This window comes from Syntrophotaleaceae bacterium, from assembly GCA_041390365.1.
Taxonomy (GTDB): domain Bacteria; phylum Desulfobacterota; class Desulfuromonadia; order Desulfuromonadales; family Syntrophotaleaceae; genus JAWKQB01.
The window spans coordinates 967,976-987,476 of record JAWKQB010000001.1 but is presented as its reverse complement, the minus strand read 5'-3'; the positions used below and the strand labels follow the sequence as shown (position 1 = coordinate 987,476).

Genomic DNA, 19,501 nt, shown 5'->3' with positions numbered 1-19,501 from the left:
GGGTTCGATGAATCGAAATTGCCTTATTGATCGATTTCGGCAACAAAGCGACAGGTCCGGTCCCCCGTGCACCAGCAATCGACTTCCGTGACCCTGAAGGAGGCGCCGGTAAAGCTCTCCAGGAGCCCGGCGATGAAACCTTCATCATACTTGCAGGTCTGATAGCCGACTTCCGGCAATCCCGAGCAGTCAAGATCTTCTGACACGGTCAATACCAGTTTTCCCTTATCCAGATCCGCTTCCTCGATCCGCAAAATCCCGATCCCCATGTCCCGCAGAACATCCTGCAGTTTCTTTATGAAACCCTTAAAATCCTGTTGATGGGTAAACAGATGCCGGTAAAATTCCTTGCCGGCCAGATTGCCGGATTCAAAAAAAATCTTATCGGTCTCTTCCGCCCCTACATGCTGTTCGATGACATCCCGAAATACAAACTGCATAAGCCGATAGACTTCAAGCCGGGTTTCGGGGCCCAGGTTTGGACGGCCCTTGACCAGGTCTCCCAGCAGATCCCATGAAAATTTATATCTTCTGACTTCCATAAACGCCCTCCATGCAAAATTAAAATAACAAACTTGTTGCAAAATTTATACTCCGAATTTTACCACGGAGTTCTTTGCACCATTATTTCCGCAAACAATGCAGAAATATATTGGACCAACAACCCGGTCCAGGACGAGGGTTTCAACTCGGGGGAAGTTCGTTGGTTTACAGGAAATAACCCCTGTCCTGCAACCGCCCGATTGACAATTGGCCGTTTACTGTTTATCTGAAAGCAATGCCGGGGACCAAGCGTAATTAATTGATTAATAGACATATTTTTCATCCCGAGGCCCTGTCAAATCGACTGGACGATCATCTGGGCGAACCGGACGTGGGACATTGATCTTCAAGGAGGCCAGGATGTACATTCTGGGAATCAATGCGGCCTATCACGACCCGGCGGCCTGCCTGGTCAAGGATGGCAAAGTAGTGGCGGCCGCCGAAGAGGAGCGCTTCACTCACGTCAAGCACGGCAAGCGGCCCGTTCCCTTCACCGCCTATCAGCTTCCCTATCATGCCATCGCTTATTGTCTCGACCAGGGGGGAATCGATCTGGCGGCCCTTGATCATGTGGCCTACTCCTATGACCCCTACATTCTTCTCGGCCCCAATGCCGGCCGGCGTCAGATCGCCTTGCCGCTGCAGCCGAGCGCCGAAGCCATTCCCGAGGACGGGACAAGCCCCTGGGACCCACTTTTTCTCTCCTATATCGTCAATGCCCCCCGCCAACTGGCCGACGGCGCACCCTTCCATATTCAGGCGAAATTCGCCAATTCTCAGAAAAACGGAAAGTTCCGGCACCGTTGGCATTTCGTGGAACACCATGCGGCCCACGCCGCCAGTGCCTATTTGCCTTCCCCTTTTGAGGAAGCGGCTGTACTGACCCTGGATGGGCGGGGTGAACAGGCCACCACCTCCTATCATCATGGAAGCGGCCTGCATATCGAGAAACTGGCTCAGGTAAACATGCCCCATTCGCTGGGTATCCTTTACGAGCGCGTCACGGAACATCTCGGGTTTCTCCACTCTTCCGACGAATACAAGGTGATGGCCCTGGCCTCCTTCGGCAAGCCGGCATTCCTGAAGGAGTTTCTCGACCTCATCCGGTTGCGGGAGGACGGACAGTTTACTCTCGGCCCGCTGCATCTGGAAGAACGCTTCGGTCCTAAAAGAAAAAGAAAAAATCCGTTCACTCAGCGCCACTACGACATCGCCTACTCGTTGCAGAAGGCCCTGGAAGAGACGGTGCTGGAGCTGGCGACCTGGCTGCACCTGCAGACGGGGTCGCAAAACCTGTGTCTTTCCGGAGGAGTAGCCTTGAACTGCGTTCTGAATGCCCGCCTTCGAGACCAAGGGCCTTTCACAAACATCTGGGTTCAGCCGGCAGCAGGAGATGCCGGAACAGCCCTGGGAGCCGCCCTGTGGGTAGATATCCGGGAAGGAACCCCGAAAGGAAGGAATTACCGCATGGACCACGTTTTCCTCGGTCCTGGGTATGATGAACAGGAAATCGAAACCTGTCTTCGCTGGGCGAAGATCCCTTACAGGCGTTTGCAAAACATTGAGGAAGAAACATCGAACCTGCTGGTCGATGACAAAATCATCGGGTGGTACCAGGGGCGGCTCGAATTCGGCCCTCGGGCACTGGGTGCCCGGTCGATTCTGGCGTCCCCGATCCATGCCGAAATGCAGGAGCGGCTGAACGACATCAAGGACCGTGAGGATTTTCGCCCCGTGGCCCCGGTCGTACTCGAGGAGGAGGCCGGCCAATGGTTCGAAAAGGCGACCGCCTCTCCTTTCATGCTCTTCGTTTTCCCGGTGGCTCCGGACAAGGCCGACAGAATTCCTGCCGTGCGCCACGTCGACGGGACCGCAAGGATCCAGACTATCAACAGGCGGCAAAACCCGCTCTACTACGATCTGGTGCAGGCTTTCTTCCGCAAAACGGGGGTTCCAGTGCTGGTCAACACCTCCTTCAATACACGGGGCAAACCGATTGTGTGCACCCCTCGGGACGCTTTGGAATGCTTCTGGACCTCACCCCTGGATGCCCTGGTGATCGGCCCTTTTCTGGTTGAAAAGTCGACGCCCGGCGGGGGGCAAAAATCATGAAGGACGCGACCGTCACGGTGGTCGTGCCAACCTTTCGCAGGCCCGAACTTTTGATTAAATGCCTGAACGCCCTGATGGAACAGGATTTCGACCGGAACCGCTATGAAATTGTTGTGGTGGACGACGGAGTTCAGGAGGAAACACGGCGCCTGGTCGAGCGCTGCGCTGCGGCAATGACCTATTCCGGCTGTCTGCCGGCGGCCGGGGAAACCGCCGGATCCCGGACTTATACCCTGGATGCCGCCGGGTCGCATCCACGATTACGCTACCTGGAAGGTGGCAGGAGCGGTCCCGCGGCAGCCCGCAATTTGGGGTGGAAAGCGGCGAGAGGAGACATCATCGCTTTCACAGATGACGACTGCGTGCCCCAATCCGGCTGGCTGGCCAAGGGAACGGCGTCCATGGGCAAGGGCATCGCCGGAGCAGGAGGACGTGTGCTGGTTCCGATCCCCGATTCTCCCACCGATTACGAACTGGACGCCTCCGGTCTGGAACGATCGCGCTTCGTCACCGCAAACTGCTTCTACCGTCGTTCCGCTCTGGAATCCGTCGGAGGATTCGATGAAAATTTCCGTTTGGCCTGGCGGGAAGACAGCGACCTCTACTTTCGTCTAATAAAAGGGGGGTTCGGGCTGGTCGAAACCCCGGAAGCCGTGGTCGTGCATCCGACCCGCACGGTCCGTTGGGGAGTCAGCATCCGCCAGCAGAAAAAGAGCCAGTTCAACGCCCTGCTCTATAAGAAGCATCCCGACCTCTACCGGCAGCTGCAACCTTCGCCCCCCTGGCATTACTATGGAATCGTCCTGGCTCTGCCGATGTTCGCGACAGGACTGTTCACGTGGAATCTTCCGCTGGCAGCTATCGGTTTCGGGCTTTGGCTCGGGTTGACGTTACGCTTCATTCTGCGCCGCCTGCAGAACACCCGACGCACCCTGGCCCACGTGCTCGAGATGGCGCTGACCTCCCTGGCGATCCCGCCGCTGAGCATCTACTGGCGTTTGCGTGGAGCCCTGCGGTATCGGGTATTTTTTCTGTGAGGATGCGCTTGGAGGAATCGGGATGAACGATCTTCCCTTGCCCACCTACCTTCAGGTCGAACCGTCGGGTCGATGCAATCTGCTCTGCCGCATGTGCCCGATCCGTTTTCGGACCGATCTGCCTAAAAACGGGTCTCCGGCCTTAATGGATTTCCGGCTTTTTGCCGAGTTGCTCGACGGCTTTCCCGGTTTGGAAAAACTGCATCTCCAGGGTCTGGGCGAACCCCTGCTGCACCCGCGTTTTTTCGATATGGCCGCCTTTGCCCGGAAGCGCGGCCTTGTGGTAACGACCAGTACCAATCTGACTTTGCTGGATGAAACGCAAGCCAGAGAGTGCGTGATCAGTGGTTTGAACGAGCTGCATATCTCCGTCGACGGGACCAGTGCGGAAACCTACGAGTGGATCCGCACAGGCGCCGATTACCGGACATTGAAATCCAATCTGGAATTATTGGTCAAAACCAGGCGCCGGATGTCCTCCAGCACGCCGGTTTTGAAACTGGTCATGGTCATCATGCGGAAAAATCTGGCAGAGCTGCCGGATCTTGTTGACCTTGCCAAGGAATGGGACATGGAGGAGGTTTTCGTACAGCATTTGTCCCAGGAATTCAGCGAACCGGACCTCTCCGAAAAGGTACTGACGATGCGGAATTTCGTGGAAGAACAGACCTTGCTGCATGAAAACCCTCAGCGGATCGCCCGATATTTCGGGGCAGCCCGTTCAAAAGCCCGAAAAGCCGGCATACGCTTGCGGTTGCCGAAAACAGAAGCCAGTAAACAGGCCCCGGACAGGTCCGGAAGGGAACGTTGCGATTGGCCGTGGTCGGGAATCTATGTCAGTTGGACTGGTCAGGTGATGCCGTGCTGCATGGCGGCTTCGCCGGACAGGGTCAGCTTCGGCAGTCTCGCCGAAAAACCGGTTCGGGACATATGGAACGGACCGGAGTACCTATCCTTTCGTGAGCAGCTTCAATCCCGCCGCCCACCTCGAATCTGTCGGGAATGTTCGATCTACCGGGGGATTTTCTGATGAGGCGGGTGGATGTGCTGATTCCGACCTGCAACCGGCCGGCCTCGCTGGCCGTGACCCTGACGGGTGTCGCCCAGCAGAGCTTCAAAACGCTCCATGTGACCATCGCCGACCAGAGCGAAATTCCGGCCATGGACAACCCTGCGATACGCACTCTGCGTCGCCTGATTCTGGCCAGAGGCGGCAGCACCGCGTATTTCCACCGCCTGCCCTCAAAGGGAATTGCGGAACAACGCCATTTCCTTCTGAAACAGGCGCAGGCTCCCTACGTGCTGTTTCTTGACGACGATGTGCTGATGGAACCGTGGGTTCTGCAACAACTGGTTTCGATACTTGAGGAACATCGTTGCGGTTTCGTGGGCGCTTTTGGCGCCGGGCTCTCCTTTATCGGGGATGTGCGGCCGGAGCAGCAGCCGATCGAGTATTGGCAAGGCCTGGTGAAGCCGGAAATCGTGGAACCCGGCTCCTTGGCATGGGAACGCTGGCACCTTCACCGCGCCGCAAACCTGTATCATGTCGGGCAGAGATTGCCCGCCGGTGAAATGCGCCTGTACAAAGTGGCCTGGATCGGCGGCTGCGTGCTCTACGACCGCAAGAAACTGCAGAGTGTAGGAGGTTTTCAGTTCTGGGACCGCCTGCCACGCTACCATTCCGGAGAAGAGGCCCTGGTGCAGAATCTGCTCATGCGCCGCTACGGAGGCTGCGGCCTAGTTCCATCCGGGACCTTTTTTACCGAGGAACCCTCGACCGTGCTCAACGAAGAACAAAAGGTGGACGGACATGCCCTCGATCTGCTGAAGGACATGGTGGAAGGGATGAAATCCGGAGAAGACCGATGAAGGTTTCGGCTTTCCAGCCCGGACTGGTGCAGCGTTTGAAGAGGCCTCCCCGCAAGATCGTACTGGTGCGTGCCTGCCGCATCGGCGATTTCATCTGCGCCACCCCGGCTTTCCGGTCGATAAGAAAAGGCTTGCCTGAGGCGGACATCACCATGGTGACGCTGCCGATGCTGGAAGGTCTGGTGCGCCGCTCGTCGAACTTCGACAGTTTTGCACCTTTCCCGGGCTATCCGGGACTGGCCGAACAACTATTTTCGTCACGGTCGGCCAGTCGGTTTTTCTATCGCATGCAGTCGGAAAAGTTCGATCTTGCCATTCAGATGCAAGGTTCGGGAGTCAACTCCAACCCCTTCACCCTGATGCTGGGAGCCAGTGCGACCGCGGGATTCGTGCGACCGGGAGACGGGCCGGGTTTGCTGGATGCGGCGCTGCCCCTGCCGACCGAGGGGCATGAAATCCTCAGGGTCCTGGCCCTGACCCGGTTCCTGGGATTGCCGGATCAGACCCTGGAAACCGAGTTTCCTCTGGCAGCTGTTGACCGTCGGCAGGCCTCACGATTGATTGGAGAGGGAAAGAGCGTCCTGATTGGACTGCACCCCGAAGCACGGGACGCCGCGCGGCGCTGGCCGGCCGAGCGGTTTGCGGAAGTGGGACGCAGGCTGCAGCAACATCATGGAGGGCGGCTGGTCCTCTTCGGAGACACGGAGGGACGGCAGACGGCCGAGGCGGTTCTGCAAGCCGCCGGAGTGCCGGGGATCGACCTGAGCGGACGGCTCAGTCTGGGCCAACTGGGGGCTGTGATCCAACACCTGTCCGTACTGGTGACCAATGACAGCGGACCGGCTCATATCGCTTACGCTCTGGGCACACCCACGGTGACGATATTCGGCGGGAAAGACCCCGCTCGATACGGTGCCCTGCGGCCCGGTCCGTTCCGCATGATTGCCCATCCGATCGCCTGCCGACCCTGTCAACAGGCCGAATGCCCCATGGGCGCCCCCTGTCTGAATCGGGTCAGCGTGGACGAGGTGGTGGCGGAAGCGGAAAGCCTGATCTGCAAAACCTTTAATGAATCCCCCGTATAACCTTGTCGTTGTCAGAATCGTAATCGAACTATTTACCTTGCTCCTGAGCGAGTTGTCCGGGCCTTCCCTTTTCGCCCGGTCATCAGAAAAATGCCGAATTGTTTCATTTCACCGTCCGCACCCTGCTTGATAACCACTGCCGCATTGCGAGCACGGATATCTTCAAAGCCTGCCTCAAAAAACAGTTGGCGCAGCTCTTCACGACAAAATCCGAAATGGAACACGCCGGTATTATCGGTGTGAAACTTTCCCTCCTCCAGATCGAGGTCGGCCACCGAGAGATATCCTCCGGGTTTCAATACATTCCGGATGTGTCGTAACAGAGAGGCGATTTCGGGGATATGATGAAGGGTCATGCTGCTGACCGCCAGATCATACCGCCCCTGCAGACCATCGCCCCGTTCAAAATCGATTTCCATGACGCGCACATTGTTCAGCCGGCCTTCAGCGATCTTCTGGCGGAAGATATCGAGCATCCCTTGCGAGCTGTCGACCCCAACCACTGAACGAACCAGGGGCAGAAGTTCGAGGGCCAGCAGGCCCGTGCCGCAGCCAAAATCCAGGACATCCATGTCAGGCGTCAGCCGTATTTCCTCGCTGATCGCAGCGGCGATGTCCTTCGCCATTTTTACCCTCCGGGGATTTTCGTCCCAGGCGGAAGCCTCCTTGTCGAAATCACGTTTTTCCCTATCCATGCAAAGATCCCTCTTCCCGTTTTGAATTTGACAGTTTGATCAACAAGACATTAATCCTATCGAAAAGGGATCAACGCTGCTGTTCTTTATTGTAATCGGCAGGCGGGCTGGGGGCAGCAGCTGCCCTGTTTGGTCATGACGATCTGCCACAGCTGGATGGTCCGGGCCCGAAACGCTCCTGCGCAGGATAGCAGATAGTACTCCCACATTCGTTTAAAGCGCTCGTCGTACTTGTCCCTCAACTTCGGCCAGGCCTGCTTGAAATTCCGGTTCCAGGCCATCAGTGTCTTATCGTAGTGGGGTCCGAAATTGTGCCAGTCCTCGACCACGAAAAGCCCCTCGACCGCTTTACCGATGTGAGCCGGACCGGGCAGCATGCCGTTGGGAAAGATATATTTGTTCACCCATGGGTCGCAGCCGTTGCGGGAGACGTTGCTGCCGATGGTATGCAGCAGAAAGATACCCTCGTCCTTGAGACAGCGATGCACCACCTGCATATAGGTGCGATAGTTTTTTCGGCCGACATGCTCGAACATGCCGACCGAAACGACCTTGTCGAAGCGACCATTCAGGGCCCGATAATCGGAGTCGTGAAATTCGACAGGTAATCCCTGGCAGCGCTCCCGGGCGTAATGCAACTGTTCCCTGGAAATATTGACCGCCGTCACCCGGCAACCATGGCGTTCGGCGGCATACCGGGCCAGTCCGCCCCATCCGCACCCGATATCCAGGACATGTTCTCCAGCCGAAAGCTGCAATTTTCCGGCGATCAGGGCAAGTTTGTTCTGTTGTGCCTGCTGCAGATCTTCGGTCTCTTTGAAGTACCCGCAGCTGTACTGCTGGTGGTCGTCGAGAAAAGCGAGGAACAGGTCGTTCCCCAGATCATAGTGCTGTTTCGCCACTCGGCGGCAGCGAAACCCTGATTGCAGATTGAAAAGTATCGCCGGCAAAAAACAGAAAAGATAATGCAAGTTTCCCCGAACTTTTTGGTCCAGGCCGCAGCCCAGCAGGCGAAAGAACATTTCGTCCAGCTGTTCGCAATCCCACCAGCCGTCCATATAGGACTCGCCCAGCCCCAGGTTCTTTTCCCGCCAGACCCGTTTGAACCAGCGGTCATCCCTGACCTGAATATCCCATGGCCGGGATCCGTTCAGCCGGATATCGGCTGAGTCCAACAGTTCCTGAAGAATTTCGGCGACCATGCCCCCTCCTTTCCCTCATTGAAAAGCTGCCTCTCTATAAATTCTACTTATATTAAAATCAAGCAAGAGAGGCAAGCGCTACTTCATCAAGGGTCATATCCGCAGGGGGTATCCCGATAACCCGGGTTAGGCCATCAAAACACCAATCGCAATTCAGCCGCCAGGGCATGAGATTCGTAGTCGGAGCGAAAATCACCCTGGTAGTCGACGGTCAAAGAAAACCCTTTTTTGTTCAGCAGGGTCAGGGCCGTTCCCAAGAGCAACCCGTCTGCATCGACATCCTGGCCGGGGATGGCGAATGTCAGACCCGGAGAACCGGCGAAGGCGGAGGTGATCACGCCGTCGTCGATGGAGAAGTCATGCCGCCAGGCGCCGCTCATCTCCAGAGTGGAAAGGAAGCCGGCTCCCATTTCAAACTCGCGCCGGACCCTTAGTCCCGCTTCCGATATCAGGGCCTCCGTATCCCTCCCCTCGACCCGAAGGCCGACGCCCCCGCCTCCAGCTTCGGTGAAACCGTCTTCCGACAAGGCGGCATACTCCAGGGACGCCATCGGGCCGACCGACCATTTGCCGAAGTCGAAAATGTATCCGGCGCCCAGGCAGGCGGAAAAAATGTCTCCATCGTGGTCGCTGACCGCCTCACCCTCCAGGGTTCCCACAACGATATGGCGACGTGAATCGTAGCGGTTGTCACCAAAGGAAACCGTTCCATCCAGATAGAAATTATCCATGAACCAGCTTCCGTACAGGGAGCCCAGCCAGGTGTCGATGTCGCCGCTTCCGGCATCGTGATTCAGGTCGATATCGGCGCGGGAGTAGCCGAAACCGGCCCCGACGAGCAGGTGGTCGCCGAAGATCCGGTCGAAGCCGAGGGCCGCTCCTCTTATCCTGAAATCAGAGCCGGTGGTGCCGTCTTCATCTTCCCGGTCCCCCTCCTGCCAAAGTCCCTTGAACCAGAAACCGTATTTCTTCGGCTTCTGAATAGACGGTGCAAACTGGCCGAGGTCGGTTCCTGAATAGGCCAGGAGGATCGGCTTGTCATGGTCAGGCACTTCCCCTCCCAGGGAGAAGACCCGAATAGTATTCATCCGCTGCCGGTAGGAATGAAGAAATTGGCGGGCGATGGTGAAGGATGTCATCGAATAGTTGTTGTAGGAATCGGGGCTCAGGCTGGAAAAAGCCTGCTCGAATGAGCCGGGGGACAGATTCTGCACTTCGGCGAGAACGGTCAGCAGGTCGCCGGAAGCGACCGATTGAATCCGGTCCAGGTAATCGGCCACGCTCCTGGCCACCGGGTTGGTGGCGACGGTAGTGAAACTTTCGGCCCGGGTTTCGATCCGAACCGCGTCAAGGGTCTGTTCCAGGGTGAAGCTGACCAGGCTGTTGGTGTCGGGAAGGGTGATGTCGGCAAAGGCGCCGTCGACCGATGCTGCGGTGATGATGTCGTAGTTGGTCCCGTCGAAGAAAAACCCTGTTCCTTTGCTGACTTGCAAAACTCCGTCAAGCCCGACGGTCCCGGCGACCGACAGCCGCCCGGAACTGCCGTCGCCGTTGATGACGGTCCGGAAGGTGCTGTCGTCATCCATGGCGTAGCTGCTCTCTATACGCAGGGTCCCTTCGTCGACGGTAAGGTTTTTCATCGTCGGCAGGGATGCGAGGACGAAGGTTCCGGCTCCCTGTTTGCGAGCCTGCTCGAACTCCGCCGGCGTAAAGGCGATGCCGCCGGCGCCGTCGAACACCAGCGTGTCGGTGCCCGCCGCGCCGGTGACCACACCTGTCACCTGCGGCGTGCCGGTGAACCACAGTTGGTCGTCGTCCGCGCCCAGGTCGACCATTCCGACCGTCACCGAGCCGTCGTCCAGCAGCACCTGATCGGCGCCGGCGCCGGTGGTGATGGCGATGCCGGTTCCGCTGAAAGACCCAGGCGCATCGCCGGTGGCAAGGGTACCGGAGTGGATGATGGTATCGGTCCCGGCACCCGTCACAATACCGAAGGTCGCATCTTTCGCGGTCACTTCGATCACACCCCGATTGACGATGGTGTTGCTTCCGTCTCCCGTGCGGATGGCGGTGGCAGCCGCATGAGTAAAGGCGTGGCTGCCCTGCCCGTCTTCACCCGAAGTCGCAACCGAGGCGGTGGCCGTGGCATTGACCTCCAGGCGGCCGTCATTGGTGATGCTGTTGTTGCCATCGCCCGCGGCAACCCCGACCGCCTCGGCGACGGCGCCGGAGGCGCCTGGATTCCCCACATAGGCATAACCATAGTCCTCTCCGCCGCCCACCGCAGCGGCGGTCGCTGTAGCGGTAACGGTCAGTGCGCTGACCAGGCGGATCCGGTTGTCCCCATCCCCCGCCTTGATGCCTTCGGCCCTGGCATCGCCGCCCGCGTAGGCCCGGGACGTATTGTCGTAGGAATCCGTGTTGCTGTAGGCCAGGGCTTCGGCGGAGACGGTAGAGGTCACGGTGAGGCGGTCCACATCGATCTGGTCCGCCCCACCGGCGGTCTGGATGCCCGTTGCGGTGGCCGTCAGGGTGGAGGGCTGAGAACCATCCCCCATGCCGGCATAGGCGACGGCCTGATCCAGGTGATCTACACTGGGGGGATAGTTCGACCAGGCTTTGCCGGTGGTGGTTGCCGTTACAGTGAGGTTGCCGTTGCTGTGGATGGCATTGCTCCCATCCCCCCCTTCAATTCCGGTACCGCGCGAGGAGCCGCCCGCATTGGTCGTTGCGGTGGCAATCCTGGTCGTCGCGGTAGAGGCGACCGCATAGGCCCGCGCATCAACCTCCGACGTCACCGACAGATCACCGTTATTGATGATGGCGTCGTCCCCCTGTCCGGCCCGGATGCCCGTGGCCGTCGCCGTCAAGTCGGCGGTGGTAGTCGCGTTTTCGTCCGCGTACGCCCCGGAGATGACCGTGCCGTCGGCACTGCCGCTGCTGGCCTGAACCGTTACGGTGATCGTGCCCCCAGCCGCGTTGTTCACGGCATTCTGGTCATCCCCCACCTCGATGCCCGTGGCCGTCGCCTCTCCGCCCGCGTAGGCATAGGAGTACGTGGTGGTGGTGGCGGTGTTGCTCTTGGCCAGGGCAACGGCATTGACCGTGGCGTCGACAGTGATGGCAGCATCGTTTTCGATGGCGTTTCGACCGTGCCCGGCCTTGATGCCGGCGGCCGTGGCGGCCAGCGTGGAGGTGTGAGTGGCGTCCCCCAGCCCGGCATAGGCATAGGCCCTGTCCAGGTGGGGGGAGTTGCCGTAGTCCGACAGGGCTTCTGCGGCAACCGCGGCGGCTATTGAAATGGATCCGCCATTGCGTATCGTCAGGTTTCCGTCTCCGGCCTCGATGCCGGTGGCGCTCGCCGCCCCGGCCGAGTTTGTCGTGGCCGTGGCCGAAAGGTCCAGCTGCAAGGAAGAGGCGATCGCGCGTGTTCGGGCATCGACCTCGGAAGCTACCGTGATCTGGCCCTCCGTGAAGATCGAATGATCGCCCTGCCCGGTGAGGATGCCGCTGGCCGTCGCCTCCAGCAATGCCGTTACCGTCGCGTTTTCGTCCGAGCTCGCGGTCGCGATATTGTTGAGCCCGTCGACGCTCCGGGCCTTGGCCGCCACCGCGATCGTGCCGGCGGCGGAGTTGTTCACCCTGGCATGGCCATCCCCTGTCCGGATACCGGACGCCGTTGCCGTCGAGGAGGCTGTCGTCGTGGCATAGGTTTCGGCGATATCCGAGTCCGCAAAGGAGGCTGGGCAGGACTCGGCGACCGCATCGACTATAATGCTGTGGCTATTGACAACTACGTCGTCGCCCGATCCGGAATGGATGCCCAAGGCAGCGGCGGTGGCCGTCTCGGAAGCGTTGGCCGAAGGGTTGCCGATGTTGACCATCGCCGTTGAACGTACCTGTCCGGAGGCTTGGGCGGCGACATCGACAATTCCGGCATTGGCAATGACATCGCCATCGTTGCCGCTGGCGATGCCGGTGGCGGAGACGACAGCGGTGACATCGCTGTTCGCCCGCGCCACCCCGCCGAACACGCCCACGCCATCGACCGATTTCGGCGTGGCCGTCGCCTTCACCTTCAGCAGCGCGCTGGTGTCATTGGTGATGAGGTTGGCGCCGGCGCCGGCATCGAGGCCGAGAATGGTGGCGCTGGCGGTGCTCTCCGTCTGGCCGCCGGAGGAGCCGAAGACGGTGTAGGACTGGCTGGAGGAATCGAGCACGGCGGCGGCGGTGAGGTCGATGCTACCACTATTGTAGAGGCTGTCCGCGCCGCTGCCGGAGCGCAAGCCGGCGGCCTCGGCGGTGGCCACCGTGCCGGACGAGGCGCTGACGCCCCCGGCCAGTTCCACCGAGTAGCTGCTGGCATAGGCGGTGGCAGTGGCGGTGCCGTTGATGGCGCCGGTGTTGACCAGGAGGTTGTCCTCCTCGCCGCCCTCCAGCCCGACGATAGCGGCCAAGGCGGTGCTGCTGGTGTTGGCCGATCCCGCCCCGGCGAACTTTTTCGAACTGCTGGATGCGTTGAGGGTGGAGGCGGCAGTCAGGGTGACAGTGCCGCTGTTGCCCAGGCTATCGGCACCATCTCCCCCCCGCAGGCCGATGGCGGTGGCCGAGGCCTCGCTGCCGGCGGTGGCGCTGCCACCCCCGGCGAGTTGGATGTCGTAGCCCACCGCCCTGCCCGTCGCCGCCGCGGACACCATCAGGGTGGCGCCGGCGAGGTTGGTGACGCTGTCGTTCCCCGCGCCGCCGTCCAGGCCCACGGCCAGCGCCGCGGAGGCGCCGCCGGCGCGGGAGTTGCCCGAGCCGGCCAGCTGCACAGAGGTGCTGGAGGCGTCGATGTCGGTGCTGATGTCGATGGCGATGACGCCGGCGTTCTGTACCGTATCGTTGCCGGCGTCCCCTGCCAGGCCGAAGGCATTGGCCGTGGCGGCGGTTTCGCCGCTGGCGCTGGTGGCGCCGACCAGGTTGACCGCGACCGCCCCCGCGACGCCGCGGGCGCTGGCGATGCGCGAGGCCGTACCGCTGCCGACATCGGCGATGATGATGCGGCCGTCGGCGCCGTTGAGCAGCAGGTCATCGCCGTCGCCGCCGTCCAGGCCGGTCAGCGTTGCCGTTGCCCGGCTCTCCCCTGCCCCGTCGGCATAGCCCAGCAGCGACACCGACACGCTCTGCTGATCCACCTTGGTCTGGGTGCTCAGCTGAATTGAACCCCGGTTCTCCAGCCGGTCCCCCCCAGCGCCGCCGGCGAGGCCGGTGGCGACGGCGACGGCGGTGGTATTGGCGGCGGCAAAGCCGGCTCCGGCCAGATTGGCGGTCACCGACACCCCCTTGGCGGTGGCCGTGGCGCCCGCCTCGATGGTGCCGTCGTTGAACAGGTCGTCGGCGCCATCGCCGCCGGAAAGGCCGGTGGCGTCCGCCGTTGCCGTCACGCTGACGTCGGCCTCGCCGTAGCCGGCCAAAGTGCCGCTGCCGCTCTGGCCGAGATTGACCGACGCCGCGCCGATATCCACCGTGCCCCGGTTGATCAGGCTGTCCGCCCCACCGCCGCCGGCCAGGCCGAAGACATTGGCGGTGGTAGTGGAGCTGCCGTCGGCGTTAACCGCGCCAAGCAGATTGACGCCCACGGTCACCGTTTCCGCCATGGCGGTGGGCACGAGCGCCGCCGGTGTGCTCAGGGAGGGCCGGGGGGTGACGATGCGGCCGGCAACCTCGTTGATGAGCAGATCGTCCCCGGCGCCGCCGTCCATGCCGGTGAGCAGCAGCTCGGAACGGACGCTGCCGTCGGCATCCGAGTAGCCGCCGAGGGTGACCGACACGCTGGTCATGTCCACATCCGCCAAACCCGTCAGGGTGATGGTGCCGCTGTTGCTCGCCTGGTCGTCCCCCGCGCCGCCGCTCATGCCGGTGGCGGTGGCCCGGGCAGTGATGCCGGCATCGGCGAACACGGCGCCGAGCAGGTTGGCGGAAACCGAACGGCCTGTGGCAGTCGCGGTGGCGGTGGGGGCGATGCTGGCGAAGTTATAGAGCAGGTCGGCGTCCGCGCCGCCGTCCAGGCCGGTGGCGACGGCGGTGGAGGTGATGCTGACGTCGGCGCCGCCGTATCCTTCAAGGTTGGCGGCCGCCGACTGGCCCAGGCCGTGGGACAGGGCGTCGATGTCGATGCCGCCGCGGTTGATCAGCGTATCGGCGCCGGCGCCGCCGGCCAGACCGGCATGGTCGGCGCGGGCGGTGGTGGCGAGATCGGCGGAGGAGAAGCTGGCGGCGGAGATGTTGACCGCCACGACCGTTCCCTTTGCCGTCGTCTCCGCCTTGCCCGAAATCAGCCCGGAACTCTGGTTTTCCAGCCAGTCGTCGCCGACGTCGCCAGCCATCCCCAAGGCGCTGGCGGTGCCGGTGGTGTCGGCTGAAGCGAAGGACGCGCCGGCGCTGACACCGCTGCCGGAGATGTTGACGCCGACGGAGACGCTGGTAGTGGTGGCCGTGGTGGTGGCATCGGCCCGCAGCCCGGCGTTGTTGTACAGCCGATCAGCCCCCGCGCCGCCCGCCTGGCCGGTGGCAATGGCGCCGGCGGTGTTGGAGGCGTCGGCGAAAGAGGCTCCCGCCGCAACCCCTTCCAAGGCGAAGGTGCCCGACACCGACATGCTGGCGCGGGTGCTGTCGGTGACAGCGCTGGCGTGGGTCAGCTGATGGTTGCTCAGGATGTCGTCACCGGCACCGCCATCGAGGCCGACCGCCGTGGCGCTGGCACGGTTTTCCCCATCCACCAGCGAGGCCCCCGCCGCCAGCCCGGCGGTGGTACCCTCCAGGTTGACGCCGACACTGGCCGCGGTGACGGTGGCGTTGGCCGTCACCGAATTGCTGCCCCTGTTGGTCAGGACATCGTCCCCGTCAGCTCCCGCTATCCCGGCGGCAGCGGCGGTGGCGACCGTTTCGCCGTCCGCCAGCGCCGCGCCCGCGGCCAGGCCGCTGACGGCGAAGCCGGCGTTGACCGAGACGGTGGCGGCAGCCAGTTCCGCCGTCGCGGTGGTGGTCAAGCTACCGAAATTGTCCAGACTGTCGGCGTCAGCGCCGCCGTCCATGCCGGTGGTCGTGGCGCTGGCGGTGATGCTGGCGTCCGCCGCCGCCACCCCCGCCACCAGCCCCGTTTCCGCGGCACCCAGATTGACCGTGACGCTGGCGCCGGCGATGTCGGCGAGGGCGGTGGTGGTGACGCTGGCGCTGTTGTTCAGGCTGTCGGCCCCCGCGCCGCCGGTGATGCCGGCGGTGGTAGCGGTGGCGCTGGTGGTGGCGTCGGACAGGGACACTCCGGCGGCGACGCCGGTCATGGTGCCGGCGGCGGTCACGCCGACGCTGGCGCTGCTGCTCTGCGCCTCGGCGGTGACCTCGATGGTTGCAGCGTTGGTCAGGCTGTCGTCACCGATGCCGCCATCGATGCCGGTGCCCGTGGCCTGAGACGAGGTGGTGGCGTCGGCGAAGCTGCCGGCCACCGCGACCCCTTCCTTGGCGGCGGCGATGCCAACCGTAACGCTGGCGGAGCTGGTGTCGGGCCGGGCCTCCACCGAAAGACGCGCCAGATTGACCACACTGTCGTCGCCGGCGCCGGCCGCGATGCCGGTGGCAGAGCCAACGGTGCGGGTGGTGCCGTCCGCCAGCGCCACACCGACGGCGGCACCCATCCCTTTGACCCCTTCCGCCGTCACTCCGACACTGGCGCTGCTGGCGGTTGGCAGGGCGGCGACCGTCACCTCTCCGGCACTGGTGATGTCATCGTCGCCGCTGCCGCCGTCGATACCCACCGCCGTGGCGGTGGCGGTGTTGGCGGAGTCGGCGTAGCTGAAGCCGCCCACCAGGCCGAGCTCGCCGCCGGCACCGCCCAGGGTCACCGCCACACTGGCGGCGTCGGCATCGGGGGTTGCACCCACGTTGATGCGGCCGAAGTTGTGGATGTGGTCGGCGCCCGCGCCCCCGGCCATCCCGGTGGAGGTGGCGGTGGCGGCAGTGGCGCCGTCCGTCAGCGCCGCCCCGCCGGTGATGCCGGTGCCCTTGGTGGCGCCGGTGATGGTGGCGCTGACGCTCGCACTGGTGGCTTCCGGGGTGCCCGCCACATTGATGACGCCGGTGGCAGTGTTGGTGAGATAATCGTCGCCATCCCCGCCGTCCAGCCCGCTGGCAGTGGCGGTGGCGGTGGTGGCGTTGTCGGCGTAGGTGACGCCGAGGGTGAGACCGTCACTGACACCGGTCACATCCACCGACACACTGGTGGAATCGGCGTTGGCCAGCGCGCTGGTGGTGACCGCGCCGGCATTGAACAGAGTGTCGTCCCCCGCGTCGCCGCCCATGCCGGTGGCGCCGGCGGTGGCGCCGGTGGTCCCGTCGGTGACCGCGCCGCCGGCGACCAGGGACCACTCCTGGGAGAAGCTGCCGGAAACCGTCAGCGCCACCCCCACGGTGGTGCTGTCGGAGGAGGCAGAGGTCGTCAGGGTTCCGCTGGTGGCATTAATGAGGGTGTCTTCCCCTTCCCCGCCGTCCAGCCCCGCCGCCGTAGCCGTCGCCTGAGTCTCCGCGTCCACATAGGACAGCCCCACCGCCAGCGACTCCTCCACCTTCTGCACCACCACCTCGACGCTGACCGAATCCGCATCGGCGCTTGCCGTGGTTCCGAAGCTCGAGACGTTGGCCAGAACGTCGTCGCCGCTGCCGCCCTCCATGCCCGCAGCAGTGGCTGTGGCCTCCGTACGCACGCTGGCGATGGCCGCGCCGGCGCTGAGGGCATGCTTCACCGCCAACTGCACGTCGGCCCCCACCGTGACGCTTGTAGCGTCGGCCGTCGCCGCCACCGTGGCGATGCCGAAATGGTTGACGCTGTCATCCCCGGCGCCACCGTCGATGCCTATGGCCTCGGCCTCGGCCTGGGTATCCGCCCTCGCCAGCACCGCGCTGGCGTTGAGAGCGCCGTCGACCTTCCCCTGGACGGCTATGGCGACATCGACGCTGGCGGCCGACGCCGTACCGTCGACGGCTAGTCTGGCCGGCGCCGCCACATGGACGGTGTCATCGCCGGCCCCGCCGACGAGACCATTAGCCGTCGCCTCGGACGTGGTGGCCATATCTGCCACCGACGCCTGCAGATCGAACAGGCTGACGGAGCTGAACACCCCTTGCAGCGCGCCGGAAACGATGACCCCTGTGGTGGTCGCCGTGGCATCCACGTCCACCTGCCCGCCGGTCAGCCGGATAACGTCGTCCCCCGCCTCCCCGTCGATCCCCATGGCCTCGGCCTCAGCCGTCACCCCCGAGCCGCCCAGGGCGAAGGAGGGCGACGGAAAGGGCATGATCGGTTCCAGGATCGGCAGGCTCAGGTTGACGCTGACGTCCCCGGCGCCGGCGGTGCCTTCTACGCGGAGCAGGCCGGTGTTGGTGATCTGGTCACCCCCTGCCCCGGCGAGGATGCCGGTGGCGCTCGCCGCGGCAATGGGATCGGCGCTGGAGAGGGCCTTGCCCTGCAGCACGTCGATGATCGACTTTGGGATCCCCTCCGCACCCACCGCCACCGCCGTCTTGTCCAGCTCGGCGGTGGCCTGCACCAGAATGCTGCCGCTGTTGGCGAAGCTGTCGTCCCCGTCCAGGAGGTTGACGCCGGTGGTGCCGGCGGTGGCGAGGGTATCTGCGCTGCCGGCGCTGGTGAACAGCAGGGTTTCCCAGAAGCCGGGACCGATGGTGAGATCAACCAGCGTACCGTTGATATCCACCTTCAGCGCGTCGGCGGTGGCGGTGGCGCTGAGGGTGCCGGTGTTGACGACGGTGTCCGCGCCGCTGTTTCCCTCGAGGGCGGTGGCGCTAGCCTCGACCGTCAGTCCGGAAGCGCCAAGCCCCCAATCGGAAATGTTGATTTCGGCCTTCCACACCTCGCTGCCGGCGATAGCGGCGGCCGCCAGGCTGCCTTCATTCAGGATGCTGTTGCCCCCGGCGCCGGCTTTGAAGCCGACCGCGGTGGCTTCGGCGCTGGCGCTGGTGTCGGCCACCGCCCAGTCCATCAGATTGAACCGGAGTTCGTCATTGCCGGCCCGTGCGGTGGCCGTCACCGAGAAGGTGCCCGTGTTGGTGAAGCTGTTGAGCCAGGCCGGCACCGCACCGTTGGCATCCTGCCCGAGAAAGCCCAGGGCGCTGGCGCTGGCTGTGACGCCCGCGTCGGCGCTGGCCTTGTCGATGAGCTGGAATTCCACGTCGCCGCCGGCCGCCGTGGCTTCAGCCGTCACACTCAGCTGCTGGCTGTTGAGCAGGCTGTAGCGGCCGCCGTCGTCGCGGATGCCCTGGGCCGTGGCGGTGGCTTCGGTGCCCGCCGCCACGCTGGTGCTGCCCGCCGCATGGAACAGGATGTCGCCCGAAACCGCCGTCGCCGTCGCCGCCGCCTGCAGGGATCCGGCGTTGACCACCGTATCCTCCCCCACGCCGGTGTGGATGCCGGTGGCCGCCGCCGTGGCCTGCGAGGCGACATCCTCCTGCGCCTGGGCGGTGGCGGTGGCCGTCGCGCCGATGCCGCCGCCGTTGGTCACCAGGTTGTTTCCGTCGCCGGAGTCGACGGTAGCGGTCTGCGCCGTCGCCAGCGCGGCTGCCGTCTGCTGTGCCGTCGTGCTGACAACGGCGCCGGTTTGGACGGTGATCGCGTCGTCCCCATCGCCGGTTTCGACCCCGTCAAGGTCCGTCTCGGTGCAGAGGATCTCACCATATTCGTTCGCATCACAGGCGCCTCTGGCCTGGGAGGCAAAGGCGCCTATAAAAAGGCTTGCGAGGAAAAAGGCCATAAGCGCGGGGTATTTTGATCTGGAGCATAAACAGAACGGACTGTTGAAACTTTTGCGGACATCCTGAAGCGACTTCCCAAGATCAGCGCACGAATGACTCCCTTTCATGGCCCCCCCGCTCTGCACCGAATGGTGATTAAATATGCACGTTAATCCCTT

The 19,501-nt window shown here is 63.0% G+C and carries 9 protein-coding genes; 5 read left to right on the top strand and 4 right to left on the bottom strand.

What is annotated here, in order from left to right; all coding sequences use genetic code 11:
• Positions 1-23: 23 nt before the first annotated feature.
• Positions 24-542, bottom strand: coding sequence for a V4R domain-containing protein (locus R2940_04630; GenBank protein MEZ4599057.1), 519 nt, complete (start codon positions 540-542; stop codon positions 24-26).
• A gap of 361 nt (positions 543-903) precedes the next feature.
• On the opposite strand from R2940_04630, the gene R2940_04625 reads away from it, so the two are divergent.
• The 5 genes from R2940_04625 to R2940_04605 are packed head-to-tail and all read left to right on the top strand — an operon-like array spanning position 904 to position 6,646.
• Positions 904-2,655 (top strand): carbamoyltransferase C-terminal domain-containing protein, encoded by a 1,752-nt coding sequence (locus tag R2940_04625; GenBank protein MEZ4599056.1) that lies wholly within the window; start codon positions 904-906, stop codon positions 2,653-2,655.
• Positions 2,652-3,692, top strand: coding sequence for a glycosyltransferase (locus tag R2940_04620; GenBank protein MEZ4599055.1), 1,041 nt, complete (start codon positions 2,652-2,654; stop codon positions 3,690-3,692). The genes R2940_04625 and R2940_04620 overlap by 4 nt, the downstream gene beginning before the upstream one ends.
• Before the next feature lie 22 nt (positions 3,693-3,714).
• Positions 3,715-4,722, top strand: a complete 1,008-nt coding sequence (locus R2940_04615; GenBank protein MEZ4599054.1) for an SPASM domain-containing protein — start codon at positions 3,715-3,717, stop codon at positions 4,720-4,722.
• Complete coding sequence (locus R2940_04610; GenBank protein ID MEZ4599053.1) at positions 4,722-5,561, top strand: glycosyltransferase; 840 nt, start codon at positions 4,722-4,724, stop codon at positions 5,559-5,561. The genes R2940_04615 and R2940_04610 overlap by 1 nt, the downstream gene beginning before the upstream one ends.
• A complete protein-coding gene (locus R2940_04605; protein MEZ4599052.1) occupies positions 5,558-6,646 on the top strand; it encodes a glycosyltransferase family 9 protein in 1,089 nt (362 codons plus the stop codon). The genes R2940_04610 and R2940_04605 overlap by 4 nt, the downstream gene beginning before the upstream one ends.
• A gap of 32 nt (positions 6,647-6,678) precedes the next feature.
• On the opposite strand, the gene R2940_04600 is transcribed toward R2940_04605, so the two are convergent.
• The 3 genes from R2940_04600 to R2940_04590 form a co-directional block, all read right to left on the bottom strand.
• Entirely contained in the window at positions 6,679-7,341 is a 663-nt protein-coding gene (locus R2940_04600; GenBank protein ID MEZ4599051.1) for a class I SAM-dependent methyltransferase, read from the bottom strand.
• A gap of 86 nt (positions 7,342-7,427) precedes the next feature.
• Positions 7,428-8,543: a cyclopropane fatty acyl phospholipid synthase gene (cfa, locus tag R2940_04595; protein ID MEZ4599050.1), complete on the bottom strand. Its 1,116-nt coding sequence runs from the start codon at positions 8,541-8,543 to the stop codon at positions 7,428-7,430.
• A 134-nt stretch (positions 8,544-8,677) separates the two neighbouring features.
• Positions 8,678-19,450, bottom strand: coding sequence for a hypothetical protein (locus R2940_04590; protein MEZ4599049.1), 10,773 nt, complete (start codon positions 19,448-19,450; stop codon positions 8,678-8,680).
• Positions 19,451-19,501 lie beyond the last annotated feature (51 nt).

Bases quoted from the DNA above. Each gene is read 5' to 3' on its own strand.
- cfa (MEZ4599050.1), bottom strand. From the start codon at position 8,543: ATGGTCGCCGAAATTCTTCAGGAACTGTTGGACTCAGCCGATATCCGG.
- R2940_04600 (MEZ4599051.1), bottom strand. From the start codon at position 7,341: ATGGATAGGGAAAAACGTGATTTCGACAAGGAGGCTTCCGCCTGGGAC.
- R2940_04625 (MEZ4599056.1), top strand. From the start codon at position 904: ATGTACATTCTGGGAATCAATGCGGCCTATCACGACCCGGCGGCCTGC.
- R2940_04590 (MEZ4599049.1), bottom strand. From the start codon at position 19,450: ATGAAAGGGAGTCATTCGTGCGCTGATCTTGGGAAGTCGCTTCAGGAT.
- R2940_04605 (MEZ4599052.1), top strand. From the start codon at position 5,558: ATGAAGGTTTCGGCTTTCCAGCCCGGACTGGTGCAGCGTTTGAAGAGG.
- R2940_04620 (MEZ4599055.1), top strand. From the start codon at position 2,652: ATGAAGGACGCGACCGTCACGGTGGTCGTGCCAACCTTTCGCAGGCCC.
- R2940_04630 (MEZ4599057.1), bottom strand. From the start codon at position 542: ATGGAAGTCAGAAGATATAAATTTTCATGGGATCTGCTGGGAGACCTG.
- R2940_04610 (MEZ4599053.1), top strand. From the start codon at position 4,722: ATGAGGCGGGTGGATGTGCTGATTCCGACCTGCAACCGGCCGGCCTCG.
- R2940_04615 (MEZ4599054.1), top strand. From the start codon at position 3,715: ATGAACGATCTTCCCTTGCCCACCTACCTTCAGGTCGAACCGTCGGGT.